17 protein-coding genes and 1 riboswitch are annotated in these 14,067 nt (G+C 50.4%); of the genes, 3 read left to right on the top strand and 14 right to left on the bottom strand.

The window, feature by feature from the left end:
- Positions 1 to 6 precede the first annotated feature (6 nt).
- A complete protein-coding gene (locus ACZF99_RS12180) occupies positions 7 to 342 on the bottom strand; it encodes an ArsR/SmtB family transcription factor (protein WP_483612116.1) in 336 nt (111 codons plus the stop codon).
- 480 nt (positions 343 to 822) lie between these two features.
- Here ACZF99_RS12180 and ACZF99_RS12175 point away from each other — a divergent pair, with 480 nt between their 5' ends.
- Positions 823 to 1,641 (top strand): arsenite methyltransferase, encoded by an 819-nt coding sequence (locus ACZF99_RS12175; protein WP_483612114.1) that lies wholly within the window; start codon positions 823 to 825, stop codon positions 1,639 to 1,641.
- Between the two features lie 80 nt (positions 1,642 to 1,721).
- Here ACZF99_RS12175 and ACZF99_RS12170 read toward each other — a convergent pair whose 3' ends face one another.
- Entirely contained in the window at positions 1,722 to 2,285 is a 564-nt protein-coding gene (locus ACZF99_RS12170; RefSeq protein WP_483612112.1) for a spore coat protein, read from the bottom strand.
- A gap of 241 nt (positions 2,286 to 2,526) precedes the next feature.
- Here ACZF99_RS12170 and ACZF99_RS12165 point away from each other — a divergent pair, with 241 nt between their 5' ends.
- Positions 2,527 to 2,967 carry a spore coat protein gene (locus ACZF99_RS12165; RefSeq protein WP_483612683.1) on the top strand — a complete coding sequence of 147 codons (441 nt, stop codon included), beginning with the start codon at positions 2,527 to 2,529 and terminating at the stop codon, positions 2,965 to 2,967.
- A gap of 212 nt (positions 2,968 to 3,179) precedes the next feature.
- On the opposite strand, the gene thpD is transcribed toward ACZF99_RS12165, so the two are convergent.
- The 10 genes from thpD to ACZF99_RS12115 all read right to left on the bottom strand — a co-directional run bounded on the left by thpD (position 3,180) and on the right by ACZF99_RS12115 (position 11,334).
- Entirely contained in the window at positions 3,180 to 4,088 is a 909-nt protein-coding gene (gene thpD, locus ACZF99_RS12160; protein ID WP_483612110.1) for an ectoine hydroxylase, read from the bottom strand.
- A gap of 44 nt (positions 4,089 to 4,132) precedes the next feature.
- A complete protein-coding gene (locus ACZF99_RS12155; RefSeq protein WP_483612108.1) occupies positions 4,133 to 4,510 on the bottom strand; it encodes an ectoine synthase in 378 nt (125 codons plus the stop codon).
- Entirely contained in the window at positions 4,507 to 5,799 is a 1,293-nt protein-coding gene (gene ectB / locus ACZF99_RS12150; protein ID WP_483612106.1) for a diaminobutyrate--2-oxoglutarate transaminase, read from the bottom strand. Before ectB ends, ACZF99_RS12155 begins: the two co-directional genes overlap by 4 nt.
- A gap of 13 nt (positions 5,800 to 5,812) precedes the next feature.
- Positions 5,813 to 6,322, bottom strand: coding sequence for a diaminobutyrate acetyltransferase (gene ectA, locus ACZF99_RS12145; protein WP_483612104.1), 510 nt, complete (start codon positions 6,320 to 6,322; stop codon positions 5,813 to 5,815).
- 18 nt (positions 6,323 to 6,340) lie between these two features.
- Positions 6,341 to 7,129 (bottom strand): ectoine/hydroxyectoine ABC transporter ATP-binding protein EhuA, encoded by a 789-nt coding sequence (ehuA, locus tag ACZF99_RS12140; protein WP_483612102.1) that lies wholly within the window; start codon positions 7,127 to 7,129, stop codon positions 6,341 to 6,343.
- Positions 7,130 to 7,147: 18 nt separating this feature from the next.
- Positions 7,148 to 7,810 (bottom strand): ectoine/hydroxyectoine ABC transporter permease subunit EhuD, encoded by a 663-nt coding sequence (gene ehuD / locus ACZF99_RS12135; protein ID WP_483612100.1) that lies wholly within the window; start codon positions 7,808 to 7,810, stop codon positions 7,148 to 7,150.
- Positions 7,811 to 7,813: 3 nt separating this feature from the next.
- Positions 7,814 to 8,467, bottom strand: a complete 654-nt coding sequence (gene ehuC / locus ACZF99_RS12130) for an ectoine/hydroxyectoine ABC transporter permease subunit EhuC (RefSeq protein WP_483612098.1) — start codon at positions 8,465 to 8,467, stop codon at positions 7,814 to 7,816.
- Position 8,468: 1 nt separating this feature from the next.
- A complete protein-coding gene (ehuB, locus tag ACZF99_RS12125) occupies positions 8,469 to 9,377 on the bottom strand; it encodes an ectoine/hydroxyectoine ABC transporter substrate-binding protein EhuB (RefSeq protein ID WP_483612096.1) in 909 nt (302 codons plus the stop codon).
- Between the two features lie 219 nt (positions 9,378 to 9,596).
- Positions 9,597 to 9,737, bottom strand: a riboswitch (cyclic di-AMP (ydaO/yuaA leader).
- Between the two features lie 68 nt (positions 9,738 to 9,805).
- Entirely contained in the window at positions 9,806 to 10,396 is a 591-nt protein-coding gene (locus tag ACZF99_RS12120) for a spore coat protein (RefSeq protein WP_483612094.1), read from the bottom strand.
- A gap of 53 nt (positions 10,397 to 10,449) precedes the next feature.
- Positions 10,450 to 11,334 (bottom strand): manganese catalase family protein, encoded by an 885-nt coding sequence (locus tag ACZF99_RS12115; protein ID WP_483612092.1) that lies wholly within the window; start codon positions 11,332 to 11,334, stop codon positions 10,450 to 10,452.
- Between the two features lie 143 nt (positions 11,335 to 11,477).
- Here ACZF99_RS12115 and ACZF99_RS12110 point away from each other — a divergent pair, with 143 nt between their 5' ends.
- Positions 11,478 to 11,927 (top strand): MarR family winged helix-turn-helix transcriptional regulator, encoded by a 450-nt coding sequence (locus tag ACZF99_RS12110; RefSeq protein WP_483612090.1) that lies wholly within the window; start codon positions 11,478 to 11,480, stop codon positions 11,925 to 11,927.
- A gap of 87 nt (positions 11,928 to 12,014) precedes the next feature.
- Here ACZF99_RS12110 and ACZF99_RS12105 read toward each other — a convergent pair whose 3' ends face one another.
- Complete coding sequence (locus ACZF99_RS12105) at positions 12,015 to 12,284, bottom strand: hypothetical protein (protein WP_483612088.1); 270 nt, start codon at positions 12,282 to 12,284, stop codon at positions 12,015 to 12,017.
- Between the two features lie 70 nt (positions 12,285 to 12,354).
- Complete coding sequence (locus tag ACZF99_RS12100) at positions 12,355 to 13,902, bottom strand: acetate--CoA ligase (protein WP_483612681.1); 1,548 nt, start codon at positions 13,900 to 13,902, stop codon at positions 12,355 to 12,357.
- Between the last annotated feature and the right edge of the window lie 165 nt (positions 13,903 to 14,067).

Below are 14,067 nucleotides of genomic sequence, written 5' to 3'. Positions count from 1 at the left end.
ATTTAATTAGTCGCAAGTTGTGGCCAAGTCGCATTCCTCCAACTGCTTAAGCCGAACAGCCTGGGATGGTAAATAAGTAAGCAATTCCTGAATATAAGGCTTATCCTCCAGATTCAAAGAATAATAGGTCCATTTCCCGCGGCGGATTTCCTTGACTAGCCCACCTGTCTTCATTTTGCGTAAATGCTGACTGATACTGGGCTGCGACATGTCCAGCAAGTCGACGATATTGCAAACGCAAAGCTCTCGTTCCTTTAGCATGGCCAGGATCGTCAATCTGGTTTTATCGCCCAGCAGTTTAAACGTTTCTGCCATCGCATCGATGGTTTGAGTCGGATTCATCTCCTACACCTCCTGGTTATAAATCTTCAACAATGTATATCGTAGCTGAATATAATTATATAAGCAAATACGAATATTTAGAATCACCTCATTTATTACTTGTATTTTGCAAATAAATGCGGTATAACATAAAGCAGGAGATGGGGTTAGTCGGAACAGCGAATTCACTACTAATAGCAAGTTGTCGTAATATTACAGCTTCTATAACCCATCTTGACAAAAGGGCTCTTGCGTCCCGAATTAGTTGCAAATATCAAATTTAAGAAAAGAGGGATTCGTATGCTGGATCACGGGTACACCGCCGAAATGTTGATGAAGTTCCAGGAACAAGAACTCCAAAGGATTAACCGGGAAGCCTGGATGTGGGTTGTACCAAAATCGCCTAGGGTTCGAATCTCCACGCGTATTTCGGAGTGGTTCCGTTCCCGCACGGTTGCGGCCGATCCTTGCTGTGCCGGTTGTTGTTAGGGGGAACTGGCCATGAAAAAACGAACTCATGATGAAATCCGCCAAAACGTCCGCGAACGGTATCGGCAAGTGGCCGTTCAATCTGCTTCCGATTCCAGCGCACCTTCAAGCTGTTGTTCAACGGATGCCATCGACTGCTGCCGCACCCCCACCGACTTCCAGGAAATCTCCGCCGGATTGGGATATTCGAACGAGGAATTAAACGCCGTGCCCGAAGGCGCCAATCTTGGCCTCGGCTGCGGCAATCCCCAAGCGATCGCGGAGCTTTCGCCGGGCGAAGCCGTGCTTGATCTGGGGAGCGGCGGAGGATTCGATTGTTTCCTCGCCTCGCGTCAGGTTGGGGAAACAGGGCGAGTCATCGGAGTGGACATGACGCCGGAAATGGTCAGCCGTGCCCGTCAAAACGCGCTCAAAGGCGGATTCGCCAACGTGGACTTCCGCCTGGGCGAAATCGAACACCTTCCGGTTGCCGATCAGTCCGTCAACGTGATCATCTCGAACTGCGTCATCAATCTCTCGCCCGATAAAGAGCAGGTTTTCCGGGAGGCCTACCGCGTGCTGGTTCCCGGCGGACGGCTGGCCATCTCCGATGTCGTCACGACAGCGGAACTTCCTCCGGCAATCAAAAACGACCTGGAGGATCTGTACGCCGGGTGTATCTCCGGTGCTTCCTCCATCCCGGAATTGGTAAGCATGCTAACCAGCAGCGGCTTCTCCGAGATCAACGTCCAGCCGAAAGACGACTCTAAAGCCTTCATCAAAGATTGGGTGCCCGGCACCAAACTGGAGGACTATCTCGTCTCCGCCGTCATCCAAGCGGTTAAGGCCTAAAAGGGGGGCGGCCAGCAAAATACGGAAAGCCCCGTCCAATTCCTCTTTGGCACGGGGCTTTCGACTAGCTTGAATCCGGGTTAGAGCGCGGCAACAGGTTCTTTCACTTTTTGATACATAGAACCCAAAGTAGCCATTGTCGTGGTCGGAGCAGCTTCAAGCGGATAGTAACCCATTTTCACCATCCACTGCCAAACATCGTACGCATGGTGCGAGCTCATGCAAAAGGCGTGCTCCAAGAAGCTGCGGATTTCCGGATGGCTCATTTCCATCGCCGCCCAGGCGTACTCCCGCCCCGCCCGCTTCAACGTCAGCAGATAGGCGGTGGCGATTTCGCGGTCATTGAATTGTTGAACCTCCGTTCTCGGCATGACCGGTACGGGGGGCGTCTGAGCCATCGTGAAGGACTGCAGCATCGGCGTCAAATCGGGGATCGGCAACTTGCCTACGGCTCCCTCCACCTTGCTCAAGTAATCGACCTTCATATTATAATCCTGAACGTGGAGAGGAAAATGGCGCTGCAAAATCGCTTTCAGCTCGGGATCTTGGACTTGGTTCATAAAACATGCCATATTCGTAATGGAATTGACGCAGCTTAATGTCAGTTCGTTTAAATCTTGCGCTTCGTGTGCGGCCAGTTGCATGGGGTCATGCCCTCCTTAGTTGATTTTTTCATACCGCCTATAGAATGCACCTATAGTTGCGAACTAACCGGAGTTCGCTGCCATGAAATGAATCCAACTCCCGCATAAATTACTCCTTAAGGATTGTTAAGGACAAATACCCAATTCCACCCAGGCGAATATAATGAACTAATTCTATCCTTTGGAGAGTGAAATCGTGAATAATTCTTGGACGCATGAACACTTGGCATGGCATGAAACGATGGAACTGCATGAGCTGGTCGCTTTTCAATCTACTCATTTGACGGTATTTAAGAAGAAACTTCCAACCATTCAAGAACCTGCCCTCAAGGCGCTTTACGCCGAAACGATCAAAGCGCTGGAACAAAATTTGCGCGAATTGCTGAAATTTTATCCGATGGCTCCGACCATGGCTCGGAACTCCGCTCCCGACATGACGGCGGTGGAAGCGGCCACGTTGCTTGGTTTTTTGAAGACCGCCGTGCGCAACTACGCCATCGCCATTACCGAAACCGCCACGCCGCAGCTTCGTGAGACCTTCCAGAAACAACTGCTCGGCGCCATCGCTTTGCATGCTAAAGTCTTCCACTACATGCATCAACGTGGATACTACCCTTCCTATAACTTGGAGCAACTGCTTGCCAATGACGTGAAGATGGCCAACAACGCCTTGAATCTGTAAATGTACTGGAAATACCGAAGAGCCCCGGGAGTCGGGGCTCTTCATTGCGCCGTGATTGCTCCACCGCTTCGTTTACGTTTGTCGTGATGGTTTTAATTTTATTGCATAATGTGTCCTCCGTTTTTATTTTGGTTTACATAATATTTATTAGGTTAGCAACTAATCCCCGAGAAACGGCCATTCTCCCTCAGGACAATGGCCGATCCGTTAATTTAAAGCCCCTGACGGGTTGCTATATACTCGGGTCTTGGTTTTTGTCCGGAGTACGGTTGTACGACCTTATTTTCCACACTGTTGTACACCATAAAGATATTACTACGTGGGTACGGTGTAATATTACTGTTTGATCCATGCATGATATTGCAATCAAAGAGCAGGATCGAGCCCGCCGGGCCCACGGGCATATCGATGCCGTAGCGTTTTACAAGCTCGGTGAGACTTTCTTGATCAGGTACGCCGTACTGCTGTTTGCGCAACGACTCTTTATAATGATGATCCGGCGTCTGGCCAATGCAGGGAACAAAGATTTGTTGCGAACCGGGAAGCACCATCAGCGGGCCGTTAAAAGCATAATTGTCTTCTAACGCTATGGAGCAGCTAAGTGCCCGCATACGCGGCATCCCGTCCTCGACATGCCAGGTCTCAAAATCCGAATGCCAATAAAATTCCTTACCCGTAAACCCGGGTTTATAATTAATCCGGGATTGATGGATGTACACGGAGCTGCCTAAGAGGAATTCAATGATCGCCAACAGTTTCGGATGCTGCGAGAGCTCGCGAAACACCGGTTGGCTTCGGTGAATAGCGAAAATGGATCGCACTTCGTCTCCGCCAGGTTCGCGAATAATTTCATCCGCTTGCTGTTTCCGCGACAACTCTTGCAGTTGGCGAGCCTCGTTTTGATACCCTCTCAATTCATTTTCAGCTAAGAAACCTTCCAAGAATAAGTATCCGTTCTGCTGGTAAAACTCTAACTGCTCCTTAGGGATAGGACTCGCCGAGCTCCACTCGGAATACACCACCGGATCCTGCCGTGGCAACCATTGCGGCTCCGCATGGATTCGGGAAGGATAAACATCCTTAGAAAAATCGACTTGCGCTGAGAGTTCTGTACCGCGCATTTCACTTCATCCTTTCTATAATAAAATAGATGTATTCGTACGGGCTACAGCAATGGATAGGTCCCATCTTGATCATGAACCTCCCGGCCCGTAAGCGGCGGATTAAACACGCAGATCACTCGCAATTGCGAACGCGCCCGCAGATAATGCTTCTCATGGCCATTCAGCGCATACATCATGCCCGGTGAAATCGGATAGGTTTCGCCGCCAATTACCTCGATTTCCCCTTCGCCCTCAATGCAATAAACCGCCTCAACATGATTTTTGTACCAGATCAGCGTTTCCGTCCCTTCTTTAATCAGGGTATCGTTTAGTGAAAACCCCATTTTGTCTTTAGCCAGGAGCAATCTCCGAGAGTTCCAAGTTTCCGTATCTACGTCATCAATCGTTCCGACGATGTTACTTAGATGTTTCACAATCATGAAGAAACCTCCTCAGCAGCTAATTGGTTCAAGCAATGTTCCAGTATTTCAAGACCTTGTTCAAGCGTCGAATATTCAATCGTTAGCGGCGGCATTAATTTAGCCACTTCGCTGCATGGACCTGAGGTTTCCAGGATCAACCCCGATTCAAAAGCCAATTCGGACAATCTTTCCGCCAAACCCGGCTGCTCAAAGGCAATGCCCTGAATCATTCCTTTTCCGCGATGTTTGCCTTTCAGCTCAGGCTTCCGCTCGATCATCCGGTGTAAAGAAGACTCGATCCGCTTTGCCTTGCCTTCAATTTGTTCGCGAAATGTCTCGGTTTTCCAGTAATCCAGTGCCTCCGAAGCCCCGACAAACCCGAGATTGTTGCCGCGAAAAGTTCCGTTGTGCTCACCTGGCTTCCAAGCATCCAACTCCGGTTTGATTAAAGTAAGTGCTAACGGTAAGCCATAACCGCCGATGGATTTAGATAGGCAAATGAGATCCGGCACGATCCCGGCTGACTCGAAGCTGAAAAACGGTCCCGTTCGGCCGCAGCCCATTTGAATGTCGTCCAGAATCAACAGAATGCCCCTTTTTTGACAGAGAAGCTCCAGCCTTTGAAGCCAGTCATCCGAAGCGGTATTCAGTCCTCCTTCGCCTTGAACCGCCTCCACAATAACAGCAGCAGGCAACGGCACTCCGCTTCCTGGATCATCAAGCAGCTTCTCCATATAGTGAATCGTATCGACGTCTTCGCCGAAATACCCGTCATAGGGCATGAAAACGGAGTGAGGCAACTCGATTCCCGCCCCTTTGCGTTTAAATGCATTCCCCGTGACAGCCAGCGAACCCAGCGTCATCCCATGGAAGGCATTGGTAAAGCTGATGACCGTCGAGCGCCCCGTCACTTTGCGAGCGATTTTTAAGGCACTCTCCACAGCATTGGTCCCTGTCGGTCCCGGAAACATCACTTTGTATTGCCACCCGCGTGGCTTCAATATAACTTCATCAAATTTGCTCAAAAATTGTTCTTTAGCGTGGGTTGCCATATCCAAACTATGGGTCACGCCGTCTTCAAGCAAGTAAGTGATCAGCTTATCGCGGATCTTTCGATTGTTATGTCCATAATTCAAAGCACCGGCACCTGCAAAAAAATCGATATATTCTCTATCCTTCGTATCCCAAAGCTTGGCATTTTGCGCCTTGTGAAAAACCGTTCTGAAGTTTCGGCAATAGCTTCGGACCTCCGATTCTAGCTGTTCGAACACGTTCATACTCGGTGTTTCAAGAGTTTGGGTCTGCATCTCATACCTCCATTTAAAGTTGATGAATTATAGGGCCGATTCGGTAAAGAGGTTCATCCTCATGATGAATCCCCTCGGGGAACATCCATGCCTTGTAGCCGGATGTGATCTCGACCGGAGCGGAATGTTCCCTGGCCAACCCTGTAAACAAACGGGACGACGCCAAATTGCTTTGGGAGATCGTGGCTTCCAAATAAATAATCGGGGGAACCGTATTCTCCGAAAGTACGTAGGATAGCATCCGTTTACCGATACCCTGCCTTCGATGAGTGTCCGCTACCGCTACCTGCCACACGAACAACAAATCCGGGCGGAGCGGCGATCGAAAAGCCGAGAGAAAACCGGCAAGATTCGCTCCATCCTCCGCAATCACACAAGTATCTCTAAAATAATCGCATAATACCAAGTAAGCATAAGCAGAATTCAGATCAAGCGTTTGACAGCTGCGAATCAATTCATAAACGCCTTTCGCATCGTTTGGATCCGGTTTGCGAATAATCAGACTGCGTAGCGTATTGTTCATGTAGACTCACCTACCTTTTCACGCCATGGAATACACGGCAGAGCGGAATCGCTTTAAGAACGATTGAAGCCGTTCCGTTTGTGGATGTTCAAAAATAGCCTCCGGCGGCCCTTCTTCTATGATGTTCCCATCCGCGCAAAAGAGCACACGATCCGCGATCTCCCTAGCGAAGTCCATCTCGTGAGTAATGAGCATCATTGCCATTTCCCCTTCATCGGCGATTTCCCGAATGACCTCCAGCACCTCACCAACCAACTCTGGGTCAAGCGCCGAAGTCACCTCATCAAACACCATCACTTTGGGACGCATCACGAGCGCCCGGGCAATCGCCACGCGCTGTTTTTGTCCGCCGGACAATTGAGCCGGATAATCTGCCAATTTTTCATCCAATCCCACCTTGCGGAGCATGCCGATTGCCCGCTCTTCAGCTTCTTCCTTTGACAGCTTCAGCACTCTCCTTGGAGCTTCAGTCACGTTCTGTAGTACTGTCCGATGCGGAAAAAGATTAAAGTGTTGAAATACCATGCCTACATTTCCACGCATCTCATGCAAATGCTTCTCATTAGCCCGTACGAGCCGACCTTTCCTGGACATATGCCACAAATGGACGCCGTCAATTTCGATCGTACCGGTCGTAGGCTCCTCCAAAGTCACAAGCATACGACCCATCGTCGTTTTGCCTGAACCGCTTGGTCCGATGACCGCTACCTTTTCGCCTGCCGCGATGTCCAAATCAATGCCGGTAAGCACCTGACGTTCGCCATAAGTCTTCGTAACCCCCGTGTACTTCACCATCGGCAAAGACATTTTTTCCACCTCCCTTCGTTATTTGCCCCTTTGGAGATTCATTCTTTTTTCCAATCGGCGAATGAATAGCGAGGACGGATAGCTGATAGCCAGAAACAAGACGCCAACCAGTGTATAAGGTTCAAATACCCGGAAGGATTCCGAAACGATATTTTTCGCGGTCAATAGCAATTCAACCAAGGTGATAGCGGACAAGATCGGGGTTTCCTTAAACATCACAATCAGGTAATTCCCAAGAACTGGAATGATTGGCGGAATAGCTTGCGGAAGTATCACCGAACGCCAGGTATCTACCTTGGAATAATTCAGCGCTACGGCCGCCTCCCATTGACCTCTGGGAACGGCATCAATTCCTGAGCGATAAACCTCGGATAAATAAGTACTATAGTGCAACCCTAATCCTAGAATTCCGGCATAGAAAGCCGGTAATGAAATGCCGGCCATCATCGGCAAGCTGTAATAAATAAAGAACACCTGAACCAACAACGGCGTGTTCCGGATAAATCCATTGAATCCCTTTGCCGCCATACGTAGCCCGACAAATCTCGAACGCATGGCGAGAGCCAGCAGCAATCCACCGATCAATGCAGTCAAGAATCCCAAAAGCGTAGCTACTATGGTCATTCTGAGAGCAACGAGAAGCTCCGGAAGGATTTCAAAGGCGTACTGCCAATCCCACATCCGTCACATCCTCCCTTCGGACCATTTGCGCTCCCAAATCCGGATGCCGAAGGAGACGATAGAAGCGATCGCCAGATACATAAGCAGCAGCAGGAACAAAATCTCCGATGTCCAGGAAATATAGTTGTTGCGGAGAACCATTGCCTGGTAAGTGAGATCCGCCATAGTGATGAAGTAAACCAGTGACGTGGATTTGATTAATTCAACAAGCAAATTGCCAAAGGGAGGAAGCATTCTTAATGCAGCCTGCGGCAAAATAATGTGAGTCATCCTTTGCCATGGTTTCATGTTTAAAACAATCGACGCTTCCCATTGGCCTTTCGGCACGGCCAATATGGCGCTACGTACAACCTCAGAGCCGTAAGCTCCAAAGTTCAATCCCACCGCTAATATGGCCGCGAGCAATTTGGGAAGCTCCAGACCGGCGAATGGCAGTGCAAAATACAGCCAGAACAACTGAACGAGTAAGGACGTCCCTCGGAAAACCTCCACATAAATTGAGGAGAGCCAACGAATCGGGCGAAGGCGGGATAAGCACATCAAGCCCGAGACGAAGGCGGCGATGACCGCCAATAATGCCGCAAACAAGGCGACAGTAACGGTGGTTTTCGCTCCTTCCAGCAAGGTGGGAATAAAGTCGATCCAGGACTCTGGCATATCATGCCCCGCAAAGCTCGGCAGCCGTCATGTCCCCGGGTAATTCCTGCTCCGTGAATCCGAATTGCTGCAGGATATCCAGCAGTTCGCCCGATTCCTTCATCTTGGTCAATTCCGCATTATAGGCTTCCTGAAATTCTTTGTCTGCCAAACGAAACGCCGTAGCGCCGTACCCGCGTACACTTTGTCCATCAATAACCGGTTGCGAAAAATCGTTGACCCTCTCGATGTCCTTGTCCCCGGCGGATTCAAGCATCGCTTGCAGCGAAGGCCCCGTCATTGTGATCGCCTCCACGCGTCCGGATTGGAGGGCGCTGATCGCAGACGCCTGGTCCGGAACTTGAATAATCCGATCATCCGGGACACCGGATTTTTGCAGATATCCGATTTCCACCGCGCCTGTCATAACGGCAACGCGAGCCTTCTCATTATTCGCGATGTCTTCATAGCTACCAAGACGAAGAGGATTCCCTTGTTTTACGGCAATCGCTTCGCCGATACTATACTCCGGGTTGGCGAACAATACGGCCTCGCACCTTTCCGGGTTCACGAACATTCCCGCGGTAATCAGATCGAATCGATTGGCCTGCAACCCGGCGATTAAGGAGCCAAATTCGGTCAACTCGCCTTTCATCTCGTTAACGCCCAGCCTTTTGAGGATCACCCGGGCGATTTCCACCGCTTCGCCGGTTAGTTCTCCGTTAGCGTCTTTGTAGGCATAGGGTTTCTCATTCGCGAATCCAACCGTAATGGACCCGGTTCGAATTGCCTCGGCCAGCGTCCCTTCAGCTTCGGAATCGGTGTTTGTGCCCCCGTTGCCCGAATTAGCGGTTGGTCCCGGATTACAAGCGGTTAGCGAGACCGTTACAAGCAATGAAATTAACAACCATGATACTTTTCTCAACCCCATTCACAGCCTTTCATTCTCATTTTTTTCATCGGTTTAGTAGGTTTAAATTCAAACTCTATTCCGAATGCCTGACTCCCCCTTTCATTTTTCAATCCGGAGTCCAAAAAAGAGACCCCTCGCCTAGGGGAAAGCATAGCTCCGCCAGCAGGGGTCCGCACAAAAAAATAGAAAACGGCCCTTATATAAGGGCCATTGGAAGTTTGCGTAAAGTTGCGTGAAACTAGACCCATCCACTGCTGACGAGGTTAGCTGACGGACTCGGGTAAGATGGTACCCTACAATCGTTAAAGAATGATTCGCCCCAAAAAACTGGTTCCCCCGCTTTCCAGCCATGAACTGGAAACTAAGCGTGTGTTTATCGTAAAGGCTATTCCAGACAATGTCAACCCATTATCTGCAATTTCACATTTTAACTTTCAAAATAATGATCAAACAGGGTTGTTTGCGTAACTTGTCGGAGATCCGTATTGATAAAGCGACGCCATTCGCGATACGTCGGATTGCGGCATTGCCGGAACCTCGTAATACCCGCGTTCGTTCATAAACTGAAATGCTTCATATGCCATTTGTTGGCAGTTGTTGGCGCACATGACGTGGAGTGCACGTACATCCGGGTCCACGCATTCGGCCGCCCATAACATACCGACCGCCGAGCCTGTTTTGTGAGAATTTAAAATTAGCGTCGCCATGGTCATATCGCTTAACTGCTGGACGTTCAAGGACGGAGCCGGAATCGAATGCGGGTGCTGGAAACCAACATGGGGCGTCTGTTGAAGGTTGAACCGGCGAGCCGCGGTGGTGCTTGGAGACACGTCCACCCCTTTGTACTGCATTAAACGGATCGCTTGGTGATAAGCCCCATCCATCATTTGGATATGGCGTTGCAGCATTGTTCTAAAAGCCTGATCATTCGTCATTCCGGCGAATAGCGCATGAAGCTCAATATCCGCAGTCAATTTCCGAAGCAATTCGTTCGTTTCCAGAAATTCATGAGCTCCCCAATTTTTCATGTTGTCCATCGTTCCTTTCTAATCTCGAATGGAGTTAACCCGCTTACTTTTAGGATCGTTATTTACCTTACGTCAACGGGATTATGGGACGTCGGAGGTGTTCCGTGTACATATAATGGAGGCGGCAACAATACTGGCTTTTGCCCCATGGCTTCCGGATGGGTAATATACTCGAATTCGCCTTGTCCATCCATGCTGGTCCCTTGTGCCCAGCGTCCTTGCTTGCTTTCTTCCCCGGAAGAAAAGTTCATGAAGGAGTAAGAAACTTGATGTTTCTCCAACCCCTGCGGGAACGTACTAGGGACAATCGGCTTCTGGTTTTTCTCTAGTTCTTCAATCGCGGCCATCCATTGATTTTGATGCATCGTATCCCGGGCAATCAGAAAAGATAACATGTCACGAACGCCACGATCCGCCGTCATTTCGTACAAACGGCAAACCTGCAAACGGCCTTGGGACTCCGCATTCAGATTGGCCCGAAAATCGGCAAGCAAATTGCCGCTGGCTATGGTGTAACGGGAGTTCCAAGGGTATCCTACGCTATCCGTCGGGGTCGCACCCAATCCGGAGACGATGACATGCTGTGGATTCATCCCGGCCATCACGGTCTTCACGATTGCATCCTCCACGTTCATTCCGCCCATCGCCGCATTCAAGATAGGCTTATTAGCTGCTTCCTCTTGATCCTGAACGGGTGCGTTATCCAGCAACTGAGCGATCATGATGGACAACATTTCGACATGTGCGATTTCTTCGGTTCCGATATCCAGCAGCATATCGCGGTACTTTTGTTCCCCACGGCAATTCCATCCTTGGAACAGGTACTGCATCATCACCGTAATCTCGCCGAACTGGCCGCCTAATACCTCCTGCAGCTTTTTGGCATATACAGCATCGGGTTTATCGGGTTTGGCATTGTATTGCAACTCCTTTATATGAAAAAACATCTCATCCCTCCTTTTTTGCTTCGTGTCCAAGTTAGTATTGAACGGACTCGGTCCCCCTTATCCTCCACCAATTGATGGAAATCGCAAAAAACTTGCATCTTGCAAGCAATTGGGCTATAAATGAAGCAAGAGGTGAGTTCACTATGGAAAATCCGCGCGAGTTATTCCAAATCATGACCCGCCGTTTTGGATTGTTAAACCGGAATTGCTGCAGCGTAGGCAGTTGCGATATTTCTCTGGTTCAAAGTCATATCCTTTATGAAATCGACCGGCGGGACAAACCGTCCATGCAGCAAATTGCCGACGCCCTGGGTACCGATATTACGACGTTCAGCCGGCAGATCCAGGCGCTGATCAAGCTGAACTTGGTGGAGAAAACGGCCGATCCCGACGACCGCCGAGTTCAAACGTTATCGCTGACTACCGAAGGCAAATACATCGCTACGACGATCGACGTGCAGATGAATGAATACTTGGATGAGGTCTTTTCCTATATGAGCGAGTTTGAAAAAGATACCGTTCTCCGATCCGTCAAGCTGTTTAACGAGGCGATGGCCAAATCCAGCAAATGCTGCAATCCGGTCTCCGTTTAATCCTTCTAGGCTCGGAGGCAAAGAAGCCGGCAAGCGATTCACGAACCGATTCGTAAGTCGCTGCCGGCTTTCGCCATGCGTTCATATTCAAGAATTCAATTGATTCTCCGCTTCCGCCAAAGCCGCCTGATCTTCGGCCAAATCCTCCTTGGCCCGTTCCATCGGCTCGGTATTCATCCGGCCGTCGGCCTGGACGATGGCGTTTTCCGCTTTTTCGATGGCGTTGCGGGCGCCCTCCACCGTTTCCTCGCTGGGGTGCGATTGAGCCTGGGTTACCGCGCGATGCGCTTTTTTGACCGACTGCTGCGCGAGTGAGATCGGATTTTGCGATTGCATGCTGGAAAACGGGTTTTCCATGTTCAGCCTCCTCTAGCGATAATGGGCTTAGGATGCGATGAAAAACATGAAATCATACACGAGGCTTTAGCTATTGGCGATATGCCCGCTCTTCCCGTTCCCGCAGCTCCAACCGGCGGATTTTGCCGGTGTTGGTTTTCGGCAAGTCGTCGATAAATTCGATTTGACGCGGATACTTGTAAGGCGCGGTCCACGCTTTGACATGGGCTTGTAGCTCTTTAACCAGCTCATCGCTGCCACGAATGCCTTCTTTCAACACCACGAACGCTTTGACGATATGGCCGCGCAGCTCGTCCGGACTGGCTACCGCCGCGCATTCCTTGACGGCGTCGTGCTTCATCAGCGCCTCTTCAACCTCGAACGGTCCGATCGTATAGCCGGAGCTGATAATGATGTCGTCCCCGCGTCCCTCGTACCAGAAATACCCTTCCTCGTCTTTTCGAGCCCGATCCCCGGTCATAAAATAAGAACTGCGGACATTTTGCTCCTTCCGTTCGGGATCCAAATAATACGATTGAAATAAGGCAGGCATGTCGATATGGACGGCAATGTTCCCCACAACGCCGGCAGGCAACGGTGTACCTTCTTCGTCGACAATTTCCGCCACGCCGGGCGAGATCGCCTTGCCCATCGAACCAAGCCGCAACGGCGTATCCTTAAGATTTCCAATCAAGAGGGTACTTTCCGTTTGCCCGTATCCATCCCGGATCGTAATGTCAAACACGCTCTTGAACTTGCGGATCACTTCTTGGTTTAACGGTTCGCCCGCCGAAACGGCACTGCGCAGTCCCGATAAATCATATCGATTCAGACCGTCGATCTTCGACATAATTCGATATTCCGTTGGCGTACAGCACAGCACCTGGATGCCGTATTGCTTGATCAGCTCCAAATACCGCCGGGCCTGAAAAGAGCCATGGTACACGAAGCCGGTCCCCCCGTTGCCCAGAACCGACAGAAACGGGCTCCATATCCACTTTTGCCAGCCCGGCGCCGCCGTAGCCCATACGAGATCGTTCTCCCGAATGTCCAGCCACGATCGGGTGATTCGCAAATGCGCGTACCCCCAGCCATGACTGTGCATCACGCCTTTGGGATTCCCGGTCGTACCGGAGGTATAAGCCAACACGGCCAGATCGTCGCGATGCGTCTTGACGGCATCAAACGTCTCCGGCTGACCGTCCATCAGCGATTCGACCGGGGTCCAGCCTTTATGACTGAACGATTCCTCCGAGGTGTCGGAACCAACCAGCAAACGGAAGTCCAGCGCCGGCAAATCATCTCCGATTTGGTCGACCTCCGCCGTCACGTCATGCCACACGACGACCGCGCGCGCTTCGGAATGCCGCAATCGGTATGCCAAATCCTTGGCCCGCAGCATTTCCGAAGAGGGAATGATCGTCACTCCCAGCTTCAAGCAAGCGAGATAAATCGCGTAAGCCATAATATGCCGGGGCATCATTACCAGCACGCGGTCGCCCGGGTGCAAGCCCAATTGGCTTAATCCGCCGGCCAATCGGTTGGCCATGGCCAGCAGCCTCCCATAAGAAATTTCCTCGTAATCTCCTAGTTCGCTAAGCCATTTCAACGCGATTTTGTTTGGATCATGCCGTTCCATTTCCGAGGCGACATTGTAGGATTCGGGAGCGATCCATTGCTCATACGGTTTCAAATGATCCTATCCCCTTCGCAACTCACGAAATCGAGTCCTTATTGATGTCATTTACAATCGAACTCATTATACCACGTAATAGTACCAGGTTCTAAAAAATAACCCCATCCA

This window comes from Paenibacillus sp. JL3B1040, from assembly GCF_057063165.1.
Note: the sequence above shows the minus strand (reverse complement) of the source record. Positions and strands in the feature narration are given on the sequence as shown.

What these genes read in the sequence shown, in the direction of transcription:
- ectA (WP_483612104.1), bottom strand. Translation starts at nt 6,322, where the DNA reads ATGAACAATACGCTACGCAGTCTGATTATTCGCAAACCGGATCCAAAC.
- ACZF99_RS12105 (WP_483612088.1), bottom strand. Translation starts at nt 12,284, where the DNA reads ATGGAAAACCCGTTTTCCAGCATGCAATCGCAAAATCCGATCTCACTC.
- ACZF99_RS12165 (WP_483612683.1), top strand. Translation starts at nt 2,527, where the DNA reads ATGGAACTGCATGAGCTGGTCGCTTTTCAATCTACTCATTTGACGGTA.
- ACZF99_RS12170 (WP_483612112.1), bottom strand. Translation starts at nt 2,285, where the DNA reads ATGCAACTGGCCGCACACGAAGCGCAAGATTTAAACGAACTGACATTA.
- ACZF99_RS12110 (WP_483612090.1), top strand. Translation starts at nt 11,478, where the DNA reads ATGGAAAATCCGCGCGAGTTATTCCAAATCATGACCCGCCGTTTTGGA.
- ehuB (WP_483612096.1), bottom strand. Translation starts at nt 9,377, where the DNA reads ATGGGGTTGAGAAAAGTATCATGGTTGTTAATTTCATTGCTTGTAACG.
- ectB (WP_483612106.1), bottom strand. Translation starts at nt 5,799, where the DNA reads ATGCAGACCCAAACTCTTGAAACACCGAGTATGAACGTGTTCGAACAG.
- thpD (WP_483612110.1), bottom strand. Translation starts at nt 4,088, where the DNA reads ATGCGCGGTACAGAACTCTCAGCGCAAGTCGATTTTTCTAAGGATGTT.
- ACZF99_RS12115 (WP_483612092.1), bottom strand. Translation starts at nt 11,334, where the DNA reads ATGTTTTTTCATATAAAGGAGTTGCAATACAATGCCAAACCCGATAAA.
- ACZF99_RS12155 (WP_483612108.1), bottom strand. Translation starts at nt 4,510, where the DNA reads ATGATTGTGAAACATCTAAGTAACATCGTCGGAACGATTGATGACGTA.
- ACZF99_RS12100 (WP_483612681.1), bottom strand. Translation starts at nt 13,902, where the DNA reads ATGGAACGGCATGATCCAAACAAAATCGCGTTGAAATGGCTTAGCGAA.
- ehuA (WP_483612102.1), bottom strand. Translation starts at nt 7,129, where the DNA reads ATGTCTTTGCCGATGGTGAAGTACACGGGGGTTACGAAGACTTATGGC.
- ACZF99_RS12120 (WP_483612094.1), bottom strand. Translation starts at nt 10,396, where the DNA reads ATGGACAACATGAAAAATTGGGGAGCTCATGAATTTCTGGAAACGAAC.
- ehuD (WP_483612100.1), bottom strand. Translation starts at nt 7,810, where the DNA reads ATGTGGGATTGGCAGTACGCCTTTGAAATCCTTCCGGAGCTTCTCGTT.
- ACZF99_RS12180 (WP_483612116.1), bottom strand. Translation starts at nt 342, where the DNA reads ATGAATCCGACTCAAACCATCGATGCGATGGCAGAAACGTTTAAACTG.
- ACZF99_RS12175 (WP_483612114.1), top strand. Translation starts at nt 823, where the DNA reads ATGAAAAAACGAACTCATGATGAAATCCGCCAAAACGTCCGCGAACGG.
- ehuC (WP_483612098.1), bottom strand. Translation starts at nt 8,467, where the DNA reads ATGCCAGAGTCCTGGATCGACTTTATTCCCACCTTGCTGGAAGGAGCG.